The sequence below is a fragment of the Bacillus sp. CHD6a genome, from assembly GCF_001293645.1.
Classification (GTDB): Bacteria; Bacillota; Bacilli; order Bacillales; family Bacillaceae_I; genus Sutcliffiella_A.
On record NZ_LBMD01000023.1, the window covers coordinates 33,521 to 55,511 of the forward strand.

Annotated in this window: 25 protein-coding genes; 9 read left to right on the plus strand and 16 right to left on the minus strand. The window is 39.7% G+C overall.

Going from position 1 to position 21,991, the window contains the following annotated elements; all coding sequences use genetic code 11:
* Positions 1-40: 40 nt before the first annotated feature.
* On the minus strand, positions 41-1,297 hold the full coding sequence (locus tag AAV98_RS15355; protein WP_060666458.1) for a Y-family DNA polymerase: 1,257 nt from the start codon (positions 1,295-1,297) through the stop codon (positions 41-43).
* Between the two features lie 181 nt (positions 1,298-1,478).
* Here AAV98_RS15355 and AAV98_RS15360 point away from each other — a divergent pair, with 181 nt between their 5' ends.
* Both AAV98_RS15360 and AAV98_RS15365 read left to right on the plus strand, forming a co-directional pair.
* Complete coding sequence (locus AAV98_RS15360; protein ID WP_060666427.1) at positions 1,479-1,676, plus strand: YqzH family protein; 198 nt, start codon at positions 1,479-1,481, stop codon at positions 1,674-1,676.
* 81 nt (positions 1,677-1,757) lie between these two features.
* Positions 1,758-2,273: a hypothetical protein gene (locus AAV98_RS15365; RefSeq protein WP_060666428.1), complete on the plus strand. Its 516-nt coding sequence runs from the start codon at positions 1,758-1,760 to the stop codon at positions 2,271-2,273.
* On the opposite strand, the gene AAV98_RS15370 is transcribed toward AAV98_RS15365, so the two are convergent.
* The 4 genes from AAV98_RS15370 to AAV98_RS15385 form a co-directional block, all read right to left on the minus strand.
* Positions 2,249-3,007, minus strand: a complete 759-nt coding sequence (locus AAV98_RS15370; RefSeq protein WP_060666429.1) for an ankyrin repeat domain-containing protein — start codon at positions 3,005-3,007, stop codon at positions 2,249-2,251. The genes AAV98_RS15365 and AAV98_RS15370 overlap by 25 nt on opposite strands.
* A 263-nt stretch (positions 3,008-3,270) precedes the next feature.
* Complete coding sequence (locus tag AAV98_RS15375; RefSeq protein WP_060666430.1) at positions 3,271-3,870, minus strand: DUF3221 domain-containing protein; 600 nt, start codon at positions 3,868-3,870, stop codon at positions 3,271-3,273.
* Positions 3,871-4,048: 178 nt separating this feature from the next.
* Positions 4,049-4,840: an SDR family NAD(P)-dependent oxidoreductase gene (locus AAV98_RS15380; protein WP_060666431.1), complete on the minus strand. Its 792-nt coding sequence runs from the start codon at positions 4,838-4,840 to the stop codon at positions 4,049-4,051.
* A 3-nt stretch (positions 4,841-4,843) separates the two neighbouring features.
* Positions 4,844-5,821, minus strand: coding sequence for an MBL fold metallo-hydrolase (locus AAV98_RS15385; protein WP_231687755.1), 978 nt, complete (start codon positions 5,819-5,821; stop codon positions 4,844-4,846).
* A gap of 558 nt (positions 5,822-6,379) precedes the next feature.
* Between AAV98_RS15385 and proC the strand changes: the two genes are divergently transcribed.
* Entirely contained in the window at positions 6,380-7,219 is an 840-nt protein-coding gene (gene proC, locus AAV98_RS15390; protein WP_060666433.1) for a pyrroline-5-carboxylate reductase, read from the plus strand.
* A gap of 58 nt (positions 7,220-7,277) precedes the next feature.
* Here proC and AAV98_RS15395 read toward each other — a convergent pair whose 3' ends face one another.
* Both AAV98_RS15395 and AAV98_RS15400 read right to left on the minus strand, forming a co-directional pair.
* Positions 7,278-7,946, minus strand: coding sequence for a hypothetical protein (locus AAV98_RS15395; protein WP_060666434.1), 669 nt, complete (start codon positions 7,944-7,946; stop codon positions 7,278-7,280).
* Positions 7,947-8,035: 89 nt separating this feature from the next.
* Positions 8,036-8,563, minus strand: coding sequence for an NUDIX hydrolase (locus AAV98_RS15400; RefSeq protein ID WP_060666435.1), 528 nt, complete (start codon positions 8,561-8,563; stop codon positions 8,036-8,038).
* 127 nt (positions 8,564-8,690) lie between these two features.
* Between AAV98_RS15400 and AAV98_RS15405 the strand changes: the two genes are divergently transcribed.
* On the plus strand, positions 8,691-9,455 hold the full coding sequence (locus tag AAV98_RS15405; RefSeq protein WP_060666436.1) for an aminoglycoside 6-adenylyltransferase: 765 nt from the start codon (positions 8,691-8,693) through the stop codon (positions 9,453-9,455).
* Between the two features lie 239 nt (positions 9,456-9,694).
* Here AAV98_RS15405 and AAV98_RS15410 read toward each other — a convergent pair whose 3' ends face one another.
* Positions 9,695-11,296 carry a M20/M25/M40 family metallo-hydrolase gene (locus tag AAV98_RS15410; RefSeq protein ID WP_060666437.1) on the minus strand — a complete coding sequence of 534 codons (1,602 nt, stop codon included), beginning with the start codon at positions 11,294-11,296 and terminating at the stop codon, positions 9,695-9,697.
* A gap of 138 nt (positions 11,297-11,434) precedes the next feature.
* Between AAV98_RS15410 and namA the strand changes: the two genes are divergently transcribed.
* Complete coding sequence (gene namA / locus AAV98_RS15415; protein WP_060666438.1) at positions 11,435-12,451, plus strand: NADPH dehydrogenase NamA; 1,017 nt, start codon at positions 11,435-11,437, stop codon at positions 12,449-12,451.
* 36 nt (positions 12,452-12,487) lie between these two features.
* Here namA and AAV98_RS15420 read toward each other — a convergent pair whose 3' ends face one another.
* The 3 genes from AAV98_RS15420 to rnz all read right to left on the minus strand — a co-directional run bounded on the left by AAV98_RS15420 (position 12,488) and on the right by rnz (position 15,488).
* A complete protein-coding gene (locus tag AAV98_RS15420; protein ID WP_060666439.1) occupies positions 12,488-13,429 on the minus strand; it encodes a hypothetical protein in 942 nt (313 codons plus the stop codon).
* A gap of 96 nt (positions 13,430-13,525) precedes the next feature.
* Positions 13,526-14,224 (minus strand): class I SAM-dependent methyltransferase, encoded by a 699-nt coding sequence (locus AAV98_RS15425; RefSeq protein ID WP_060666440.1) that lies wholly within the window; start codon positions 14,222-14,224, stop codon positions 13,526-13,528.
* Between the two features lie 343 nt (positions 14,225-14,567).
* Entirely contained in the window at positions 14,568-15,488 is a 921-nt protein-coding gene (rnz, locus tag AAV98_RS15430; RefSeq protein ID WP_060666459.1) for a ribonuclease Z, read from the minus strand.
* A 107-nt stretch (positions 15,489-15,595) separates the two neighbouring features.
* On the opposite strand from rnz, the gene AAV98_RS15435 reads away from it, so the two are divergent.
* The 3 genes from AAV98_RS15435 to AAV98_RS15445 all read left to right on the plus strand — a co-directional run bounded on the left by AAV98_RS15435 (position 15,596) and on the right by AAV98_RS15445 (position 16,929).
* A complete protein-coding gene (locus tag AAV98_RS15435) occupies positions 15,596-16,432 on the plus strand; it encodes an HAD family hydrolase (protein WP_060666441.1) in 837 nt (278 codons plus the stop codon).
* Between the two features lie 106 nt (positions 16,433-16,538).
* Complete coding sequence (locus AAV98_RS15440) at positions 16,539-16,745, plus strand: hypothetical protein (protein ID WP_060666442.1); 207 nt, start codon at positions 16,539-16,541, stop codon at positions 16,743-16,745.
* Positions 16,735-16,929, plus strand: a complete 195-nt coding sequence (locus tag AAV98_RS15445; protein ID WP_060666443.1) for a hypothetical protein — start codon at positions 16,735-16,737, stop codon at positions 16,927-16,929. The genes AAV98_RS15440 and AAV98_RS15445 overlap by 11 nt, the downstream gene beginning before the upstream one ends.
* On the opposite strand, the gene yunB is transcribed toward AAV98_RS15445, so the two are convergent.
* The 3 genes from yunB to AAV98_RS15460 form a co-directional block, all read right to left on the minus strand.
* Positions 16,930-17,727 (minus strand): sporulation protein YunB, encoded by a 798-nt coding sequence (gene yunB, locus AAV98_RS15450; protein WP_060666444.1) that lies wholly within the window; start codon positions 17,725-17,727, stop codon positions 16,930-16,932. It lies immediately after the preceding gene.
* 110 nt (positions 17,728-17,837) lie between these two features.
* Positions 17,838-19,091, minus strand: coding sequence for a DNA polymerase IV (locus AAV98_RS15455; protein WP_060666445.1), 1,254 nt, complete (start codon positions 19,089-19,091; stop codon positions 17,838-17,840).
* A gap of 29 nt (positions 19,092-19,120) precedes the next feature.
* Positions 19,121-19,540, minus strand: coding sequence for a MarR family winged helix-turn-helix transcriptional regulator (locus tag AAV98_RS15460; RefSeq protein WP_060666446.1), 420 nt, complete (start codon positions 19,538-19,540; stop codon positions 19,121-19,123).
* A gap of 171 nt (positions 19,541-19,711) precedes the next feature.
* Here AAV98_RS15460 and AAV98_RS15465 point away from each other — a divergent pair, with 171 nt between their 5' ends.
* Positions 19,712-20,134: an organic hydroperoxide resistance protein gene (locus AAV98_RS15465; protein WP_060666447.1), complete on the plus strand. Its 423-nt coding sequence runs from the start codon at positions 19,712-19,714 to the stop codon at positions 20,132-20,134.
* A gap of 70 nt (positions 20,135-20,204) precedes the next feature.
* Here AAV98_RS15465 and AAV98_RS15470 read toward each other — a convergent pair whose 3' ends face one another.
* Together AAV98_RS15470 and AAV98_RS15475 are read right to left on the minus strand one after the other, a co-directional pair.
* Positions 20,205-20,672: a chemotaxis protein CheW gene (locus AAV98_RS15470; RefSeq protein ID WP_060666448.1), complete on the minus strand. Its 468-nt coding sequence runs from the start codon at positions 20,670-20,672 to the stop codon at positions 20,205-20,207.
* An 83-nt stretch (positions 20,673-20,755) separates the two neighbouring features.
* On the minus strand, positions 20,756-21,874 hold the full coding sequence (locus AAV98_RS15475; RefSeq protein WP_060666449.1) for a tripeptidase T: 1,119 nt from the start codon (positions 21,872-21,874) through the stop codon (positions 20,756-20,758).
* Positions 21,875-21,991: the final 117 nt, after the last annotated feature.

Consider the following 21,991-nt stretch of genomic DNA (forward strand, 5'->3'; position numbering starts at 1 on the left):
TTAAACATCCTTTCTTACGTTTCTAGCTATAGCAAATTCTCTACGCCTTATGCCCACCAACCAGCCTGCTTCGGTGCACCGCAGTTCCGGCATTTGTATAGGATACAGCCCGCAATAGCGCATTGGTTCCGTATTTTCCGCGGATGGTGTCCATTACATAGCCCAGTTCTCGTTTTTTCGGCTGTTCGAGTTCAAACAGGCTCAGTTGCATTTCGCTGTCCTCCACAATATTGGAGAGCGAAACGGCAATTTTCCGAACGGTTTTTGGTTCATAGTTTTCCTCAAATAGTTCGAGGCAGGTACGATATAAGTCCATGGTGATGTTGCTTGCTCGTTCCATCGTTCGGGAGCGGTAGAACCCTCCGCCAAGTTCATCGCGGCTGTAGCCGATTCCAAGACTGATAGTACGTCCGGCTTTTCGGTGATGCCGTGTTCTTCTGGCGACTTCCTCACAGATTTCCAAGATGACCTGTTTCACTTCTTTTGGGTCTGTATAGTCGCGCATTAAAATTTGGCTTTTTCCAAAGCTGATCTGTCCTTGAATAATGGGGGCGCCAAGCTCTGATAAATCAATCCCCCAGGCGTGATGGTACAACTGATTTCCCATCACACCGAATTTTTTCTCCAATAGCTCGAGGGGGTAATTCGCGAGCTGTCCAACATTGAAAATTCCCATTCGGTTTAATGTTTTTTGTACTCTGGATCCAATTCCCCACATTTCACTTAAGGGGGAAAGCGGCCAGAGTTTTGTTTTTACATCGTCATAGGTCCACTCAGCTATGCCCTTCTTTTTTGCTTCAAGATCCAAGCATAGTTTGGACATGAGCATATTTGGACCAATTCCGATGGCGCATGGGAGCTGAAATTCCCGCTCCATGTCCTCTTTGATTTTTTCAGCAATCGTGGTTGCATCTCCCCAAAGTGCCTCTACCCCGTCGACTTGCAAGAAGCTTTCATCGACACTATAGGTGTGGATGGCGTCCTTTGGGACATATCGATTGAAAAGTCGGGTGATTTCTGTGGAAATGCGCAGATAGGTTGCCATCTTGGGGTTTACAATGTGAATGCGTTTGTCATTCGGAATTTCAAACCGACGTGAGCCCGTCTTAATTCCAAATTCCTTTTTCAGCATGGGAGAAGCTGCAAGTACAACGCTCCCCTGCCGCTCCGTATCCCCAACTACCGCCAAATAGCAGGTGAGCGGGTCAAGACCCATCATTACTGCAGAGCAGCTGGCATAAAAGCTTTTCATATCTACACATAAAATCTTGTTGTTTGGCATCTTGCTGTAATCCATGTCCACGACCTTCACACCTCACTAAAACAGAAAGTATGTTCGCATTAGTAGTATATACCCAATAATAAGCGAATATACGTTCGGTTTCAATGGTAAATTCCACTACATATTTCGACAATGTCTTTTTCATATGCTTGTTAAGTGGGTAAAACCCTTATAATTAAAGAAAAGAGGTGATGACGTGGAGAGAAATTTAGTAAAAAAAATGATTCGAAATTGCTTTGTTCAGTATCAGCATAATGTTGAATCGGTTCCACTTAGTGAGGAGGAGTACGAAAAAATGGCAGAGGAAGTGAGCAAAGTAGTTGCCCAAGATCCCGCTTCAGATGTGTTTGATGTGGTCAATGATGTGGTGTATGAATATTTGAGCAAGTGGTAAGTACACCCGACAAAATAATTCATAAATCCGATGTAGTTACACAAGATAAAAGAAGAGTTCATCTAGAAAAGGAGCGACATCATGAAGAAAAAGCCTGTACTCGTATTATGGATAATGGTATTCATCTCCATTCTGACACTCCCTTTTCTTGGGTGGAAGCACTTTAAACGTTTTTTGCCCGGAACATTATTTATGTCTATATTAGTTGCATTAGAAAGCATTGTGGCCGAGAAGTATAAATGGTGGACAATTTATAAAAAAATCCCGCCATATTTTGTGAATGAGTTTGCATTTATAGTTGGACCGTTTTTTGCCGGCTCCCTGTGGATATTACGTCTAACATATGGACGATTTTACTTGTACTTATTATTGAATGCAGTCGTAGATGCCATATTTGTATATCCCATTTACGTATTATTTAAGAATATGGGGATATTTGAGTTGAAAAAAATGAACAACCATCAGCTATATGGACTATTTTTAATAAAAGCCTTATTGATGTATGGATTTCAGGTTCTGTGGGAGAAGTACGTCCGTAAGAGTTCAACCAAAGAACCTGAACAAGAAAGACCTTACACCATATCCCCTGCAGAGTGAGCACCCTTCTCACGGAGCCACTCCATTAGCCTCACATCTGTGTTATTGCGAACAGCTGCATCCAATGGAGTCAGCCCGTCATAACCAATCCAATTAAGATTTGCTCCTTGGCCGAGAAGGTACTGTGCCACCATAAACTGACCACCGTGGCAAGCCAACCAGAAGGCCTGAGTGGTTTCGAATGAAGAAGGTATATGTTTTTCTTCATAGTATGCTTTCACTTCATCCAGCATCCCCAGTCCCGCTGAATTCCAGAGCTTGGTCTGTGCCCCATTCTCTACCAACAGGCGGGCTGCATTCCACTGACCAAATGCTACTGCATCGTCTAATGGGGTGCCTTCCGCGATTACTGCTCCTGTAGCATTAATATCCGCTCCGGCATCGAGAAGTGTCTGAAGGACTTCTACGTCATTACTGCTCGCAGCCCAATGAAGGGGTGTTTCCGTGTGATGACCGGTAAATCTAGCATCCACCGCTGCTCCCGCTTCTACTAATGTGCGAACGATTGTTGATCCGTTCGGAAAGTGACCAGGCCAATCGGTGGCCACATGAAGCAATGTGCGGGACACTCCGAATGCGTCGGATTTTTCATCATGATATCCTCTTGCGATAATTCTTGCCGTCGAAAGGTCGGGATGATCATCAAGTAAACGTTTAAGCACTGAAACATCGCCGGATTTAATTGATTTAATGACCTCGATACCTAAATCCTCATCTTCTAAAATAAAATTCATATGTATATGCCTCCATTTCCTATGTAAGGTTACGTCCGAGACCACTTACTGTCGAAGCAGACTTATATACAGTCCATTTTGAGGTAAATACTATCGGAAACTTTCAGAATACAAGCCAAAGTCACCCATTTACTGTCCAAATTCCAGGTAATACATGCCAATCGACAAACTTCACCAAGCTTCGATAAAATAACTTCAATAAGGAGCCTCTCACTAAACAAAAAACGCCCTGCACAATTACACAAGACGTCTCATAAAGGATATTACTCCTCTTTCACTTCCACCTCAATATCTACTGGTTCGCTATCATCTAACAGGTTCTTCAGAGTTACCTTATATAATAGCTCACCTTGTTCGGTCACTTCCTCCACGTGCCATGGATAGCCAGCTTCCACTTCTTCCAACGCCTTGGCAACAGCCTTTTGTTCCAGATCATCCTGTTCTGCATCTACCACCACTTTTATGGCACCAGACTGAGACGGAAAGGATTCAGCTACAATTCCTGAGTTCCATACAGTCACTTTCATTCCCACTAAAAGATCGGCTGCTTCCAATGGTTCTCCTTCCGAGTTTTCCACTGTCGTGCTTTCTTCTAGGGTGTAAATTGTAGCAGAAATGCCTGAACCGCCACTACTAGGGTGCTGTCCTGTCACTAAAATGCGTGTTTGGTCATCCTTTGAAATAGAAATAATATACCCCGTTAAGTCCTCCACTGGCTGTTCCTCGTCATCCGCAGGTTCTTCATTAGGTGCTTTTGGACCTGTATTGGACCCTGAGCTGTTATTGTCATTTCCGCCAGCTGTTCCACAACCGAATAAAAGAAGGAAACATGCCAACAATGACATGAATTTAACTGTTTTCATCTTCTTCTCACCTCTTGCTCTATTGGACGAAAGATGAAATGAAAGGTTACAAAAACCGCTCTTTTCATAGCAGGACAGAATAGAGCCGCATGTTATTTTTTTAAAAAACTAAGCGGTAAAAAGTCCAATTGCCGACTTTTTACTGGGAGTAACAAAAATCTTTGTGAAAAGAGCCTAACTATTTTTGTCGGAAAGCCTTGCCGCCTAACTTTTCCACCACACCAGGAAACACCTGATACAGTTTGCTGGCCATGTTCATCCAGCCAGGCAGATTAATTTCCCGGGTACGAGTGAACATCGCATCTGCTATACGATTGGCAACATACTCAGGCTCAAGCATCCACTTATCCACTTTTTGCTTATAGCTACCGGATGAATCTGCAATATCAAAAAACTCTGTTCTAATTGGACCAGGGTTAACGGATGTTACAAAAATATTAGTATCGTATAGCTCCATTCGCATGCTATTAGTAAAACCGAGGACAGCATGCTTTGTTGCTGTATATACACTCGACTTTGGTGTGGCAATTTTCCCAGCTTGTGAAGCAATATTGATGATATGCCCTTGATTTTGCTCGAGCATGGACGGTAGGACCATCTTCGTACATGCAATCAATCCATACACATTCACCTCAAACATTCCACTCATGTCATCAAGCGAAAGATCGGCAATTTCATCAAATTTTCCGTATCCAGCATTGTTCACCAACACATCAACCGCAGGAATGTGGTTCAATAATTGCTTGAAAGTACGCTCTATATCTGACTGTTTACGAACATCAAGTGGATAAACAGGCGCCTCTATCTGACAATTCAACTTTATCTGGGCTGCCACCTGTTCCAGCTTATCTAAGGAACGTGCCATGAGGACAGGTGTCGCTCCTCGCTTGGCGACCTCAAGTGCAAGTGCTTTCCCAATTCCACCAGAAGCACCGGTTATAACAATGTATTTACCTTCAAGACTAGCCATCGTTTACTTCCCTCCTGCTGAATACATATATGGCTTGGATGATGCATTTTCTATAATCAAGCCTTTATCAAGAAGATAATCAATTTGACCAATCGTTTCAGAGAGTGTTAGTAGTAGTTGTTTTTCATAAACAGATTTAAAAAGATACTGACAGATTTCATAGGCAGTAGCAGGCTGATTTTGGAGATACTTTAAAACCTTATTTGCACGCTTATCCTGTTGTTTCAATCGTGTCTCTAATAACTCTGGGACATTTTCAACAATACCTCCATGTCCTGGTAGCACCCGCTGAATTGGCAAACGTCTCATCTTCTCAATAGAGTAAATATATTCAAGCATGGCTTTCTTCCGTTCCATTTCGTCCACATAAGGCGGCTCTACCAATGGATTAGGAGAGATGTCAGCTAAAATTAAATCTCCACCAATTAAGGTTCCACTCTTTTCATCAAATAGAACCAGATGACTACTCGCATGACCTGGAGTTTCGATGATCTGCCAATTTGCCAAGCCTTCTAGGCGATCTCCTTCTCCAACGAAAGAAGTGAGCCCTCTATGGCAAGCAAAACGTAACGGTTTATCAATGGCATCCAAGACCGGATAAAAACGTTGCTCGACACCCATGCGTTCAAACATCTCTTTATAATAAGTTTCATGAGTAGAAAAGTAACGATGATCCTGCGTCATCCAAGGATGCGCACGCTTGTGCCCAAATACCGGAATATTAGAAGGAAAATAGTCCAATAGCCCAACGTGATCTGGGTGATGATGCGTCACTATCACTTGGTCAATGTCTAAAACCTTCAATCCATGACTACTCAACTCACGCTGAAAGATTTCCCACGCTTCCATCGTTTTCACACCAGCATCCACCAGTGTCACTTTATCCGTAATGATAAGGTAGGTATGTACGTCCCCAACCGCAAACGGGGTCGGGATTGTAATTTGTTTAATCTCTTGCTTACAAGAAACGTCGTTCATCATAATCCCCTTTTAATTCGTTTTAGTATTATATATGTAAGAAATGTACAATAAAGTTATAACAAAATAATAGAACCAAAATAGTAATTGAATAACCATTCAATTATAGAATGCACTAAATAAGGAAAAAAAGAAAGGGTTATTCCTCAATAACTAATAAAATTTCCCAGTTCATTTTTTTGAAATAACGTCAAAGCCTATTTACGGTATTGGGAGAAGTTTTCCCTAAAAATTTTATATAATCATGACAAATATCCCCTTGACTTTCCCCCGCTTCCGATAGATAATGTATAAAATTACAAATGATAACGTGACGAATGGGACCAGTAAAAAGCTGCAAGATGACAAGAGAAGGAGGTTCACCGGCTGAAAGACCTCCTCATCCCCTGCACTTTTGAACCTACCCAGGAACAATCAGGTAAACCTGATCGTCCTCCCACGATACGGGAATCGAAGCTGGGTTCAACTAACCAATTAAGGTGGTACCGCGGATAAGACCTATCCGTCCTTTTATATAGGACAGATGGGTCTTTTTTCTATTATAAAAGGAGCGTGTTAACGATGAAGATAGCATTTATTGGTGCCGGATCTATGGCTGAGGCGATTATGGCCGGATTGCTGAAACAGGAAATCTGTACAAAAGAGGATATTACAGTAACGAACAAACAGGATCAACAACGTCTGGAAAACCTTGAAAATAAATATGGCGTAGCCACTTTGGAAAATAAAGAGACAGTAGTAAAAGATGCAGATGTGATTTTCTTGGCAATGAAGCCAAAGGACGCAAAAGATGGAATCCAGGCAATAAAATCCTATGTAACAAAAGAGCAGCTTATCGTTTCTGTGTTAGCTGGTATTTCAACTGAAGTGATCCAAGACCTTTTCGAACAAGAGCTGCGTGTCATTCGCTCCATGCCAAATACGTCAGCTGCGATTGGTCTATCTGCGACCGCGATTGCAAAAGGCTCTTATGCTACTGAGAACGACCTAGAACTAGTACAATCGTTGTTCTCAGCAATTGGTCTATGCACCATTGTGGAAGAAGACCAACTTCATGCTGTTACAGGCGTTTCCGGAAGCGGCCCTGCTTATATCTATTACATTGCAGAGGCGATGGAAAAAGCAGCGTTGGCTCAAGGTTTAGATATGGATGTTGCCAAAAAGCTCGTCAGCCAGACATTGATTGGAGCCGCTCATATGCTGCAAGAAACAGATAAAGATGCAGAAGTCTTAAGAAAAGAAGTGACGAGTCCAGGCGGAACGACACAGCGAGGGATTTCATTGCTGGATGAACGAAAAGTCTCCGAAGCATTTGAGAGCTGTATCGAAGGGGCGACAGAACGTTCTAGAGAAATGGGAGAAGAGTTGGCGGAGAAACTGAAGGAAAAGGCCTCAAATTGACCCTTAATCCCGAAAAAACAGCACTTAGAAGAGAGGTTGCTTCTAAGTGCTGATAAATTTAGTCTAAAACTTCGACTTCGAACATCATATGCTCAAATTCAGCGATACTCACAAAAACTTCGTCTACAATCAATTGCAACTTCTCAGTTGATAATTCACTTTTGCTATACTTCCTCATCTCGGCACTTAATCTCTTCTGCCATTCTTCTTTCATTACTTCATCATAGTAGCTGTAGAAAGAGAGGTACAAAGGAAGCCCTTTTGGCCGCTCTTCTCGTATCACATCAGCAAATTTCACAGCCATCCTCTGTAGCGCTTCAACCTCATATTCTTTAGATGTATACTGCAAGTTAAATCTTATCGATTCATGGTCTATTGTTTCGAAACGATACTCTTCCATTATGAACAAAGGGTCATTACTGAAGACGAACAACTCATCATCTGTTGTTAAGAGCCATTCATCCTTTTCTCCAACACGCTTGACCTCACCCTCACCTGTAATAACAAGGTCATTGTTCATTACACTAAATGAATAATAAGAAATATAAAGAGCAAAGATGGACATAATTGCAACCACACTAAGCCCTAAAGAAATCAATCGCTCCAACCACTTCGCCTCGACCTTTTTCGTTAGGATACCGTTAAGTGAACGGAATAAAAAAAGAACAATGAGAAAGGTTGCAAGATTTAATACTATCTGCACCCATCCAGGCAAAATAAAAGTCAATTTGTCAGCCTCCCATTTTATTCAAAACAAAATTCATACCACAATAATTAATACATTACCAAACCTATAATCTTTGCAAATACAGTGGACTACCTATTTTGTTTGATATCAGTTACATTTGGTACACGCCCTATATTTACACTGTCCTCTAAAATGGCTTGATAGACAATATTGTAATCACTAAAGTAGATTGGTATATCGGTAGGTTCAATAAAAATTCTTTCCATTGATTCGTACTCTGCCCTGAAGGTATGAAACTTCGTGATATCCATTCTATAAAAAACCTGATACCCTACTTTCGGATAAAGACTTTCCTCGTTCCAGTTCGGATTATCATGATGATCGACCACAATGGAACCAAGCAAGCGGCAATCTCCTTCCACATACCCCTCCTCCATTACTTCCCTTTGAAAACATATTTCTGGGGTTTCATTGAGTTCAATATGTCCACCAGGAAAATCCCATCCTCTATCTCTGAGGTAGACAAGCATCAGCTTATTCTGATAAAAGCAATAACCATGAGCGCTAGTTATCAGATTTCTTGGGGGAAGTTGAGATTGCTTTTCCCAGGTTAATTGAACGATTGAATCGCCCCAAGTTACTTGAATAGATGTCATGCGGATCAAACTCCCGTCAATTTATTTATATTTATTTTAACATAATTATCCAACCAAACTGTAAAATTGTGCTAAAATAAACCCAAATAAACGTCTAGAATACTCTTTCAAACTAGGAGTGATAAATATGTTTACTTGTGAAGAAAGAAACAATTATTTTGAGAAAACCATTAAAGAACTTGAATCTTGCAAACTGGTAGAAGGTGTTATTCAATTAGGCTCAGGGGTAAATGGATATAAAGATGAACATTCAGATATTGATTTAATGATTTCTACACAACTAATTAAAGATGCAGCAGAAACAAGAGATTTTGTTCTTACCACTCTTCGTTCCTATAATCCGATTTGCATTAAAGAAAAACAATTTAGTAAAGACATCTTTCTTGTTATTGCAATTCTGGAAAACAAACTCGAATTTAATGCCTCAATTGTTCCGAGGGAATTTCTCTCGGTTAAATCTCCTTTATGGAAAGTAATTGTAGATAAATCTGGTTTCGTTACTGAGACGATGAATAAAGAAAATGAACATTTTATAAGCAAACCTGTAAAGTATAATATCGATTTTGATATAGTATTTGAGTTTTTTTATTGTACTTTAGCTTTGAAGAAGGAATTAAAGAGGAAAAACTTAATCTATGCATCAAAAATGCTTGAGAAAATGAGAGACTACACCTTAATCGTACAAATATTAAATGAGGATAAAAAACTTCATCAGTTTAAAGCGTATGAAACGTTGGATCCTTCATTTACAAAATTATACCTATCAACATTTGCAGGAGAAATTACTGTTGATAGCTTAAAACGATCATCTGAAAGGGTGACAGCACTCTTTAAAACCACATTGAGCCAAAGTTCTACTTTCTCTGTAGATAAGAATTTAGAACAACTTTAATCAAATTGTAAGAACGCTTAAATTACCTAATGTCCTCAGTAGTCCGATTATTTTCACTAAACATCCAGAAACTTAGTTGTTCGTAGTGGAAGGCGTGCAAACTCCCGCGGGAGGAAGGGACAAGGTAGACCCCGGAAGGCGAGAGCCTAAGGAGGCTCTCGGGTCCACCCGCAGGAAAACGAAGCGCCTGGAACGGAAATTAACAGCTCATGCAATATCTAAATAAGTGATAAACACCTTTATAAATTCTTCACAAAATCAGCCAAGATCGGCGGAAACTCTTCAAAAGAAAACTTAACATTTAGCCTTTCCGTCCATTGATGAGGGTCCTTCCCTACTGGCCCTAAGTTGAACACCGGCATCTGCAATGCTTCCATCTCTGCAAATGGTAAGGAGTATGTCGCCCCGTATACCGGAATATTGAATGGTAGACGGTCTTTTGCCGAAAAGTCCCCTTTTCCTATGAAACTCAAATCACATAAACCTGAAAAATAGCGCTGCTCATTAAATTCAACATTCGCATCCACTTTCCACTTCTGAATGAATCTACGTGCAGAATCCAGTAGCTCCTGATTGTCCGTTGCCACCGCTGGATAGTATGGAGGTGCAAAGAACAATATGATCATTGGCCCTAAATCTTTACAGAGCGATGCTACTTCTTCTACAACTTTTATGGACTGCTCCCTTTCGTCTAAATGCAAATTGGATACTATCACCGAAGAAATTCTTATATCCATTTCCTGATCCCCATGGATGGCTTTTGCCTTTTCCAGAATTTCTTCATAGGTATATACCGCCACGTCTACAGGCATTTCGGTAAAAGAAGTAAACCGCTTAAACTGGTCAGCTTTTCCTTTGCAAAATTCATTGATATTCTTTGCCGCCTGTTTTGCAATTCGAAGGAAATCTGCCTCCCAATCCGTTAGTGTCTTTTCCATAAAAAGGACATTGTATAACGTCACCGCAGTGTGTGGAATCTGCACGGAATATTCCATTTTTAAATCCTTTTGTATCAAGCTAGTAGGAGGTGGTGTGACTTCCGCACCTACCTGCTCACACAGATCTGTATTCCACTCCATTAATTTTTGAATCTCTGAAACCATCAAGTTAGCATTAAGGCCTGCCAACGGTTCACCTACATGCGTTTCTTTTCCGTAGCAGAAAAAGCCCGGCAATAATTTCCCTATTGCGCCAGTATAAAGATAAAGGTTGTTGTCACCTGGGTATTTTTGAAACATTGGTTCCGAATTAACGCAAGCTTTATATTGTAAATTATGCTTAGATGCCAGATCACCCAAAGCAGGTAAAGCCTGAAGCATACCTTGAGAGTTCACCTCTTCATCTGGGACTGCCAATAAAAGCAGGTTTATATCCCAATTCTCGTCAATCGCTTTTTCTAGAAGAGACATTTGAAGAGCCAGTCCCGCTTTCATATCCATGACCCCTCTGCCAAACAACCAACCTCCTGATAAAAGATGCTCCTTTGCTTCAGCAGGAAGTGCATCCGCATTGTTCTCTAGTTCCCGAGTGAGCTCAACCGGTTGAAAGGCCAAGTCTTTTAAGAATCCATAATCCTCCACCCCAACTACATCAAAATGACTGACAAGCGCAATCGTTTCTTTCTTTTCCGATTGCTTCACTAAAGCGGTTACAAAAGAACGCCCATCCTCCATACGATGAAGCTCCAGATTACCAGGATTCTCTTGGAAATAATCTAGATGATTCAATTGATAATAAATAAAAGAAGCCAAGCGCTTCTCTTCCCCAGATAATGTCACACTTCCGTGCTGGACAAGGGATACGAGTAGATTTGTTAACTGCTCTTTCGTTTGCCAGTGCATCTCCCATCCTCCTCTAGTTAGTAATATTTTGCTCCTATCATACTACTAATTTTAGAAAATGAACACCTATCTTTTGGTGGGAACAAAAACGTTTGATATAATATTTTAGGAACTCGAAATATATAGGAGGAGTTACTTATGAATTCAGCATTATTTTCCCCATATACAGTAAAAGGCGTCACACTAAAAAATCGAATTGTCATGTCTCCGATGTGTATGTATTCCAGTCATAATGAGGACGGGCATGTTCAAGATTGGCATATGACTCACTATGTATCCCGTGCAGTCGGTCAAGTAGGGCTAATTATGGTAGAAGCAACAGCGGTCCAACCACAAGGACGCATTTCTCCACAAGACCTTGGAATTTGGAACGACGAACATATTCAAGGCTTTCAAGAATTAAATAGACAAATCAAGGTCCATGGCTCCAAAACTGCCATCCAGCTTGCTCATGCCGGCAGAAAAGCAATGGTAGACGGCGACATCTATGCACCAACTGCTTTGGCATTTAACGAAAAAATGAAAACCCCTGTGGAAATGTCTACAGAAGATATAAAAGAAACGATCGCTGCATTTGTGGAAGGCGCCAAACGTTCCAAGGAAGCAGGATTTGATATTATTGAACTTCACGGTGCTCATGGATATTTAATCAATGAATTCTTATCACCCCTTACGAACAAACGTAAAGACGAATACGGTGGAAGTACAGAAAATCGCTACCGCTTCCTTCGTGACATCATTGATGGCGTAAATGATGTATGGGATGGCCCATTATTTGTTCGTGTATCTGCGAATGACTATCACCCTGAAGGATTAACGGCAGAAGACTATGTCACATATGCACAATGGATGAAGGAGCAAGGAGTAGACCTGGTCGATGTCAGCTCAGGTGCAGTGGTGCCGGCAGCCATTGATGTGTACCCTGGCTACCAGGTTGGTTTTGCAGAAACGATCAAGTCCGGTGCAGACATTGATACTGGTGCTGTAGGACTGATCACTTCCGGGTTGCAGGCAGAAGAAATTTTACGAAACAATCGTTCAGACTTAATTTTTGTTGCAAGAGAACTACTGCGTGACCCTTACTGGCCAAGAACAGCGGCAAAAGAACTTGGTGTTGAGATTGATTCTCCAAAACAATATGACCGATCTTGGTAATAGAAACGGCCACTCTTCGTGAGTGGCCGCTTTCTTTTATTTTGATGACTCTAGCAGGTTTTTCTTTTCTTCTTTAATTGAAAGCAACTCTTCTTCCATTTGACTTCGTTGGCCTTTTAAGCTTCCAAGCAGCCTGGAAACTCTTCCGATTATTTGAGATGTCTGGTCATAGCTTTCTGTGATTTTCCCGTGGACCATCCAATCGACAATCAGCCCGTCAAAGAAGTAATCAGCAAAAGTGAGCATTCCGCCCACTTCAATCGTAGAGTCAAAATGATGCTTGATATCAAGTAACTCATCTTGGAACACTCTCAACTTATTTTGTGCCTGATGAATATGTTTTTTTGCTTCATCCAAACGGCTATGCTTCATTGCAGTAGAGACCATTCCGCCGCCGAACATATCAAATGTGGACCACCCTTTTGCAGAATCTAAGGAAGACAGCGCCCCCTCCAAAGCATGCAATGCCAATTGGCCGGCATCAATCGCTTCATTGTATTCATTTAAATTCGATTGCAGGTCTGCTTCTCTATCCGCTAATTCAAATAATTTCACACTCCATACAGAGTGAGAGTCGTGAATAAGCTTTTCCTTTTCGCGGATAATCTTTTCATATTTAATTGGAGCATTTGCAACTGTTGTAAGCAACGCTTGAAACTCACCTAGCTCCCGTTCTACATCCTGTATCGTTTCAACAGCTTCGGTATATTTTAGTTTGGCAGCTAAAGCTTCTTTCTGTTCTTGGTCAAGTTTCTCTAGCTTTTTGCCAATCATCGAATAGAAAACACTCGTCAGTGAAAAGCCTTCAAGACGTGCAACATCGCCTTCTTCTTTTTCTAAAAGCGACTCCAGCTGATCTTTTTTACGCTTTTCTTCTGTCAAATATGTATCCAGTCTTTCAATATGCTCTTCGTACTTTGCTTTCTTACGCAGGTTGTCTTTCACTTCTAATAACTCTTGGTTTAGATCTGTAAACAAGATAAATCCCCCTTTAATTAAACTCTCATAATCTATTTACGTACGAAAGCTCAATTAGTTTCAGGTTCTCAAATCATAATGCTTTTTTCAGTATTTCTATTTAACTTGCATCAAACTTGTCCATAGAAAATCCTCCCCAAAAATATCATTCACTTCCGGATCTTTTATCATTTCTCTGAATTCAATTATTTTAAAATCCTTAGATAAAATACGCTTCAGTCGCTCTTCCGAATACCCAATACCTCCGTTCATACTTCCTTGTTTATAAACATCCCAGTCCGCAGTTTTTGCAGCCGCTTTAGTATTAAAGCAAACCAGACCGAAGTGACCATCTTTTTTAAGAGCTTTTTTAATTGTTTCTACATAGCTCAATCTGCGATGTGGAGCAAGGTGATGGAACATGCCACTGTCATAAACAAAATCATAAGTGTTGAGTTCAAATTTGTAGTCAAAAAGGGAAGCATGGTGAAAGTTGATATCCACTTTTTCAGAAAAAGCCCTTTCTCTGGCCCAATTCAATGCACTTTCTGAGATATCAATAGCATCTACTATACAACCCATTTTTGCTAAATATATTGCATTCCTCCCCGGTCCACATCCTATCTCTAATACTCGCTTAGGTAACAGACCGTTCTCCAGATAAGAAACTAAATTTTCATCCGGACCATTCACTTTAAAGAATGGGATTTCCTTGTTTCTATCCTTATAAAAGTTATTCCAAAAAGCCTCCGGTTCTCGTAAAAGTCCGTCTAACATTTCGTAAAGATCTTCATTATTAATTATTTCTTGAGCCATCTTATCTCCCCCTCACCTTATATGTAATATTGTACCAATAACCAATCTATAAATTGTTACACCCCTTTTAAAGTTGGATGAAATAGATAAAATTGGAATCCGTTATTCCCTATTAAATCTCTATCTAACGCAATTCTAATCCCCCTATTTACATTCTAATTCCACTAATTGATGTATAAGGTATGGACGCACAAAATAATGTTCCACCCCATCTAAAATCATTCTAGCTAATGATGTAGTAGCCACTCGCTCTTCACTTTTGTAACATTCGTAATGAAAATGTAACAAATATACAAAAAGAGGACGATTACCTCAAAAGTAATCGTCCTACCCCATAATTATTTTATTTTATCGCAATTACATCAAAATCGTTTACCACTACCGTGTTAGAAAATATCTCTTTTGCCTCTTCCATTAATGTGAGAACATCCTCTTGCTGGTACCTCGCACTTATGTGCGTTAAGAGCAATTGTTTCGCTCCTGCATCCTTGGCAACCTGTGCCGCCTGTACAGTAGTGGAATGAAAATACTCCTTTGCAAGCAATTCGTCCTTTGCTGCAAAAGTTGCTTCATGAATTAGAACATCCGCAGCTTCCGCTAGCTCAACAGAAACAGGAGTGTACCTTGTATCCCCAAGTATAGTGATCACCTTCCCTTTTTTAGGAGGACCGATATAATCTTTTCCTTCTACTATTCTGCCGTCAGAAAGGGTGACGCTTTTTCCCTCTTTAAGGTCTTGGAGGTGTGGGCCAGATGGAATCTTACTTTGCTTAACTTTGTCCATTAATAATGCACCTGGTAAGTCTTTCTGAACAATCCGAAAGCCAAAAGAAGGAATTCCATGGACAAGTTTTTTCCCTTTTATGTTGAAATCCGCTTCTTCCAAAAGTAATCCCTCTTCTTCAAACTCTTCAAAAAATAATGGATACTTCACATGTGTCATACTCACTCTCAAAGAGGTTTCTATATACTCTTTTATCCCTACCGGCCCGTAAACCGTCAACGGTGTTTCCCCACCTTGAAAAGAACGGCTGCTTAACAATCCAGGCAAGCCGAATATATGATCTCCGTGTAAGTGTGTGATAAAAATCTTGGTGATCTTTCTTGGTTTTAATGATGTATGTAAAATTTGGTGCTGTGTTGCTTCCCCACAATCAAAGAGCCACACAGAACCCTCTTTATCATCTATATGTAATGCCAGCGAAGATACATTTCGGTGCTTTGCAGGAACACCAGAACCTGTACCTAAAAAAGTTAGTTTCATCTTCATCCGCTCCTCTTGTTTCATTATACTCAAAAATGAAAATTTCCATAATACTATCCATGAATATAGTACAATGATAATATCACGGAAAAAGGAGAATGGATGCTATGGATAACATTTCTACAATCGTATTTGACCTCGACGGTACGCTTTATGAGGACACACACCACTTTCAATATTATGCCGATCTTCTCAAAAACAAATTGCCTGCGGAAGTACAGCCTAAATTTGAAGAAGACTATAAAGCTATTGAAACAGGTACACATACGCTTAAAATGGGTAGAGTGTATGATGCTAATAAAGATTTAATTCTGGCACACAATGATGGGAATGTATCTAGAGGCTGGACTTGGGATGGAGTGGAAGTATCACAAACAGAACTCACTTCTTACTACCCTGACACTCTTCAATTTGACCTGTTTGATATGCTCAGTATCGGGGATCTTTGGTGGGTACCGGTTTCCATTGCTAAACACTACGGATTAAGCAGCGAGGAAGCATATTCGGCATTTCTTCAAACAAGAGAACATATGATGACAGATGATTTCGTGTTAGAACCATTAGCAGAGTTCGCTAGTGTTTTAGAGAAACTTCATAAAAAATACACGTTAATTCTTATGACAAATAGCCCACAGACAGACAGCGATGTCATATTGAAAAAACTCGGGTTCACTTCTTACTTCCATGATAAAATTTATGAGGCCAATAAACCGGTACATACAGTAGATCGTCTCTCTTACATATCTGAACAACACCATGTTCCTTACAACCAAATATTGAGCGTGGGTGATAACTATATAAATGAAATTCTTCCTGCCGCACTATTAGGTTGCAGTACGATTTGTATCGATCCTTTTGACCTCTTTAAAGAAAGTGAAGCAACCTATACTGTCTCAGGATTAACAGAGCTTTCTATGCTATTAGATCATTCTTTTTTGAAATAACACTTCTCGGTGTTATTTTTTTTTAATAAATCGCTTGCTTTTAGAACGTTTGTTCGATTATAATGAAAACAGAACAAATGTTCTAAAAACTTATGAGGTGATTCTAATGAAATTAATCCAACAATCTTTCTATGTTATTTTGAAACTTTTGGCTGTTTCCGGTTTTGCCATTCTTTTCTATGTGATGATGACAGACAAGACAAGCAACGCCCCTATGTTTATGCTGAGCTTAATGACTTCCCTTAGTTTAATTGCAATCCCTGGTATGAAGAATGTGATCAATAACTACGAAGAGACTCATCATGAATCCTGATTCTTCTGTATCCAAGGAAACTGCGCTCGAAATTGCAAAAAGATTGATTCATTATAATGTTACTAATGACTTGGATATCATCAGCTCCGTTGTAGATGTTTGTAAAGAAGATGTCGTTGACTACTTAAAAAAGCCAGCAAAAGTAAAAAAAGCCCTGCAATCAAACATCACAGGACCAGGTTAGTCAGTTATTATTCTTTTGTTCTTCTACTGGAATCTCAGGGATAATAACTGGTGCTACCCCTCCACCACCGCTTCCACTTTCATGATAATACATCGGTACTTTCCCTGGAATCACTAAATCTCCAATTTTAACAGAGTTATTTATCTCCATTGGCTGTTCTACCAACGGAATGATAATATTCATCTTCACACTCACATTCACATAGACCTCTATCACTGTATTATTTATTCCTGTTTCAATTACTTTTGTCTCCACATTCGAGATGACATCACCCAGTATCTCAAACCGTACAGGTATTTTGGGTCCGAGATTGGAAAAAAGGGTCGTTTTCGTTGCCATCCCCAACGGAACCTTATACACAATCCCATTCTGCTTTTTCGATTCTTCGTAATCTATGTTCAAATCATTTTTATAGGATTCCATTCCTTCCAGATTGCCTTCTTCTAAGAAGTCCAAATACCTTTGAACTCGTAATGTAGTTTCTGAAATGACTGTGTTGACCACTTTGTGATTCGTACTAAATGCCACATGATCTGTTCCTTCATTCAGTACGATGATTAACTCCTCCGGATTTAAACTGTTTGCAATCTTCTTCGATACGGCATCATTAATAGCTTGCGTTGCAATCTGACGAGCTTTCGTTTCCGCTATACTCCTTAAACTTGGTTCCAGGTTTTTATTGATGATAATCAAACTAAAAACCGTCAAAATATTAAACAATATAAATGTAATTAAAAACACGTACTTTATTGGCAGTGGCCCACTTTTCAATAGGGAAGTCCGACGCATTCTCCTCATAGTTGCAATCCTCCTCCCCTTATATATATAGGATAGTTGGACAGATTATTAATCATTTTTTTAGTATTAAAAAACCTGTAAACCAAATTGGTCTACAGATCAAAAATTGCTTATTCTAGAAAATCCTTTTGAAAACTAGTCGTTATTTTAGCCTTTGAGCCCGCATCCGCAGTATTCTTATTCTTAATACCCCTTTTAATAATTCCCTTCCCAAATTTATCTTCTAGATCCTGAAGGGTTTTATGCAACGGCTCTTTTTTGGCATCTTCTTGAAACGTAAAAAGGTCCAACTGTTTAAAGGAATCATCCTTTTCCACAAGTTCTTGAGCAGTTACACCTAATAAGCGTACAGGCTCCCCATCCCAATGCTTTCTAAGCAAAAACATAGCCGCTTCTTTGATATCATTTTCTCCTTCTACTGGGTTAGAAAGTTTTCGGCTCCTTGTCACCGTATGGTGAATACCATACCTTATCATAAGCTGAATGTTATGGCTGAGCACTGATTTCCGCTTCATTCTTGCACTGACAGAAGAAGCGAGCTTTTCAATGGTCTTTTCTAACATACGTTCATCGTCTATATCTTTTGGTAAAGTAGTGGAGTTTCCAATGCTTTTGAACTCAGAAACACTATCTGGATCAACTGGGCGGGCATCCTCACCATTTGCTCTCTTTTTTAGTCTCTCTCCATTAATACCAAGCAGATGTTTTAGTTGATAATCATTGCCTTTAGCCAATTCTCCCACTGTAGTAATATTGATTGTTTTTAATTTTTCTGCCGTCTTGGACCCGACACCATGCATTTCCCCCACATTCATAGGCCAAAGAATTTTCTCGATTTCTCTTTTCCTTAGAATAGTAATCCCCATCGGTTTTTTCATATCTGAAGCCATCTTGGCCAAAAATTTATTTGGGGCAATTCCTATGCTACAAGGCAATAATAGTTCTTTGTGTAACCTCGTTTGGATTTCTTCTGCTATTTGTAAGGGCGTTAAATGTCCAGAATAATCTGTGACATCTATGTAACCTTCATCAATAGAGACAGGTTCAACCAGATCTGTATACTCTCTTAACAAATCAAACATGGCTTGGGAACTTTTTCTGTACCTATCAAAGTTTGGTTTTCGCACAATAAGTTGAGGACATTTTTGTCTTGCCTCCCATAGAGGCATTGTTGTTTTTACACCAAATGCTCTTGCTTCATAGCTACATGTGACGATGATCCCTCTTCGTTCTTCTACATTTCCCGCAATTGCTACAGGCTTTCCCCTGAGCAATGGGTCATATGCCATTTCAACAGATGCGTAAAAGCTATTCATATCTACATGGAAGATTATCCGATGTCCCTTTGTTGTTTTTCCATTCATTCAAACCACCCTAAACTTCTCTGCCTATTTTAATTAACAACCAGCTTTGTCAGAAGTTCGCTTAATGCTTTTAGTTCATCAGTATCTAATGATACTTTTTCAAGAAACTTGTTTGGGATACACTCTACCTGTTTGTTTAAGCCCTTTCCTTTCGGGGTAAGAGTTATCACAACACTTCGTTCATCTTTTTTGGAGCGACTTCTTGTAATTAATTGATTGGTTTCCATACGCTTTAGCATTGGAGTTAAAGTACCAGAGTCCAGAATTAGCTTTTCACCTAACTCCTTAACAGATATGGCATCTTTTTCCCACAACACCAATAGTACCAGATACTGAGAATACGTTATTCCCAACTCATCTAAGTACGACCTATATAATTTCATCATTTTTTTTTCGGCAGAGTAAATTTTAAAGCAAAGTTGATTATCTAGTTTTAAGTTGCTTTCCATACATATATCTCCTTTAAATCTCAATACTACTATTGTACATCTCACTTTCCTTATACACAAATTCCTTTTACACAACTTATTAGTTGACTAAATAATTAATGCGCGATATGATAGTGGAGAATTAAATTTTGCACAATATAATTTTAAACAATTTAAAGGAGTGGATTTTACATGGATGCATTATATACGGCAAAAGTAACAGCTTTCGGAGGTAGAGCAGGAAAAATTAAAAGTGATGATGGGACTTTAGATCTTGCACTTGCAATGCCAAAATCATTAGGCGGAACAGAAAAAGAAGGTGCAACTAATCCAGAACAACTATTTGCAGCAGGCTATTCCGCTTGTTTTGACAGTGCACTAAACCTTGTTGCACGACAGGCGCGCCAAAAAATTGAATCAGAAGTAATTGCAGAGGTTTCTATTGGAAAAGATACGGATGGTGGCTTTAAATTGGCGGCCGTGTTAAATGTAAGTATTAATGGGGTTACACAAGAGGAAGCAGAGGAGCTTGTTAAACAAGCACATGATGTGTGCCCTTATTCTAAAGCTACAAGAGGAAATATTGAAGTAGAACTAGTAACAAAAGCTCAATAATACACAACAAGACCACCCGCTAAAAAAAGCAGGTGGTCTTATTTTATATAAATTTATTGATGATTAGAGCCTACATAGTAGAAGCATCTACGGCATCCTTAATATCGTCGACTTTTTCAAGGCTTCCTACTAATTTATTTGGATCAATAATTGCAATCAACCGCTTTTCAAGGTTCACCATCCCACTTATATACGGAGAGGAATGTAACGCTAACACATTTAAATCCTTGATAGCCTCGTTCTTCACATCCAGTATTTCCTTTGCATCTTCTACTAATAATCCTACAGAAATTTCCGATGTTTGCACTACAATTAAACGTGTTTTATCCTTCACTTCAATTGGGTCAGTAAATAATATATACTTCATGTCAAGAACTGGTATTAGTTGTCCCCTTACTTTCATAAGTCCTTTTAAATAAGCTTCCATTTCAGGTAAAGCTGTAACGGTATCAAGCTTTTCGATGGACACCACATATTCCACTGGTATTCCATACTCTTCTTCCTTCGCTTCAAAAATCACTAGTTTTTGGGATTCCATGACTTTTCTCCTATTCTCCCTTTTTCTCCATTATAAAACAAGGTATTAAAAAAAGCTCGGCAAATTCGCCAAGCTTTCCCATTTTATTTTGCTACTTCCTTCATAATACTTACAACCAATTCTGTGGTTTTAATTAATTCTTCAATTGGCATTCTTTCATTTGTTGTATGAATTTCTTCATATCCAACTGCAAGGTTGACTGTTGGAACGCCAAAGCCTGCGATAACATTTGCATCGCTGCCTCCGCCGCTACGTTGTAGTTCAGGCGTTCTTCCGATTTCAGTAACCGCACGCTTCGCCACTTCCACCACATGATCGCCATCAGCGAATTTGAAACCTGGGTACATAACGTCTACCGTTACTTCCGCTCGGCCACCCATGTCTGCTGCAACACTCTCAAATGCATCCTTCATTTTTGCCACTTGCGCTTCCATTTTTTCAGGAACTAAAGAACGTGCTTCTGCTAAAATATCCACACGGTCGCACACGATATTTGTTGGACCTCCACCTTCAAAACGGCCGATGTTCGCAGTCGTTTCTTCATCAATACGGCCTAATGGCATTTTGGCAATGGATTTTGCAGCAATTGTAATCGCAGAAACTCCTTTTTCAGGTGCAACTCCAGCATGAGCCGTTTTGCCATATATCGTTGCTTTTACTTTTGCTTGTGTTGGCGCTGCTACGATGATGTTCCCAACTGTACCATCGCTATCAAGGGCAAAACCGAATTTCGCTGTGACCAAAGCTGGATCTAGAGCTTTTGCTCCTACAAGACCGGATTCTTCACCGACTGTAATGATGAACTCAATTTTACCGTGTTCGATGTTATTTTCTTTTAGTACTTTTACAGCTTCAAGCATAGCAGCAAGACCTGCTTTATCATCTGCTCCAAGGATAGTCGTACCGTCTGTCACAATATAGCCGTCTTTAATGGATGGCTTAATTCCCTTACCAGGAACTACTGTGTCCATATGTGAGGTAAAATAAATGGTATCCACACCATCTTTTGTGCCTTCAAGTGTACAGATTAGGTTTCCTGCACCATGGCCAGTAACATTCATGGTATCATCTTCCACTACTTGGACACCAAGTGTAGAGAATTTCTCTTTTAACACCTTGCAAATCTCTGCTTCAAATTTTGTTTCTGAGTCCACTTGGACAAGCTCTAAAAATTCTTCGACAAGTCTGTCTCTGTTAATCATATGTATGTTCCTCCTACTACTTTTTAAATCCCATCCTATTATAACCTATTAAAACTATTTTTTCCTTGTTGAGCCATCATCATATAAAAAAGATAGTAGGTATTTCCATCCTACTAT

Coding starts and splice junctions, on each gene's coding strand:
- AAV98_RS15465 (WP_060666447.1), top strand. CDS start 19,712: ATGGATGCATTATATACGGCAAAAGTAACAGCTTTCGGAGGTAGAGCA.
- AAV98_RS15440 (WP_060666442.1), top strand. CDS start 16,539: ATGAAATTAATCCAACAATCTTTCTATGTTATTTTGAAACTTTTGGCT.
- AAV98_RS15460 (WP_060666446.1), bottom strand. CDS start 19,540: ATGGAAAGCAACTTAAAACTAGATAATCAACTTTGCTTTAAAATTTAC.
- AAV98_RS15385 (WP_231687755.1), bottom strand. CDS start 5,821: ATGATGAACGACGTTTCTTGTAAGCAAGAGATTAAACAAATTACAATC.
- AAV98_RS15425 (WP_060666440.1), bottom strand. CDS start 14,224: ATGGCTCAAGAAATAATTAATAATGAAGATCTTTACGAAATGTTAGAC.
- AAV98_RS15380 (WP_060666431.1), bottom strand. CDS start 4,840: ATGGCTAGTCTTGAAGGTAAATACATTGTTATAACCGGTGCTTCTGGT.
- proC (WP_060666433.1), top strand. CDS start 6,380: ATGAAGATAGCATTTATTGGTGCCGGATCTATGGCTGAGGCGATTATG.
- namA (WP_060666438.1), top strand. CDS start 11,435: ATGAATTCAGCATTATTTTCCCCATATACAGTAAAAGGCGTCACACTA.
- AAV98_RS15470 (WP_060666448.1), bottom strand. CDS start 20,672: ATGGAATCCCAAAAACTAGTGATTTTTGAAGCGAAGGAAGAAGAGTAT.
- AAV98_RS15435 (WP_060666441.1), top strand. CDS start 15,596: ATGGATAACATTTCTACAATCGTATTTGACCTCGACGGTACGCTTTAT.
- AAV98_RS15475 (WP_060666449.1), bottom strand. CDS start 21,874: ATGATTAACAGAGACAGACTTGTCGAAGAATTTTTAGAGCTTGTCCAA.
- AAV98_RS15405 (WP_060666436.1), top strand. CDS start 8,691: ATGTTTACTTGTGAAGAAAGAAACAATTATTTTGAGAAAACCATTAAA.
- AAV98_RS15355 (WP_060666458.1), bottom strand. CDS start 1,297: ATGGATTACAGCAAGATGCCAAACAACAAGATTTTATGTGTAGATATG.
- AAV98_RS15370 (WP_060666429.1), bottom strand. CDS start 3,007: ATGAATTTTATTTTAGAAGATGAGGATTTAGGTATCGAGGTCATTAAA.
- yunB (WP_060666444.1), bottom strand. CDS start 17,727: ATGAGGAGAATGCGTCGGACTTCCCTATTGAAAAGTGGGCCACTGCCA.
- AAV98_RS15445 (WP_060666443.1), top strand. CDS start 16,735: ATGAATCCTGATTCTTCTGTATCCAAGGAAACTGCGCTCGAAATTGCA.
- AAV98_RS15410 (WP_060666437.1), bottom strand. CDS start 11,296: ATGCACTGGCAAACGAAAGAGCAGTTAACAAATCTACTCGTATCCCTT.
- AAV98_RS15365 (WP_060666428.1), top strand. CDS start 1,758: ATGAAGAAAAAGCCTGTACTCGTATTATGGATAATGGTATTCATCTCC.
- AAV98_RS15375 (WP_060666430.1), bottom strand. CDS start 3,870: ATGAAAACAGTTAAATTCATGTCATTGTTGGCATGTTTCCTTCTTTTA.
- rnz (WP_060666459.1), bottom strand. CDS start 15,488: ATGAAACTAACTTTTTTAGGTACAGGTTCTGGTGTTCCTGCAAAGCAC.
- AAV98_RS15455 (WP_060666445.1), bottom strand. CDS start 19,091: ATGAATGGAAAAACAACAAAGGGACATCGGATAATCTTCCATGTAGAT.
- AAV98_RS15400 (WP_060666435.1), bottom strand. CDS start 8,563: ATGACATCTATTCAAGTAACTTGGGGCGATTCAATCGTTCAATTAACC.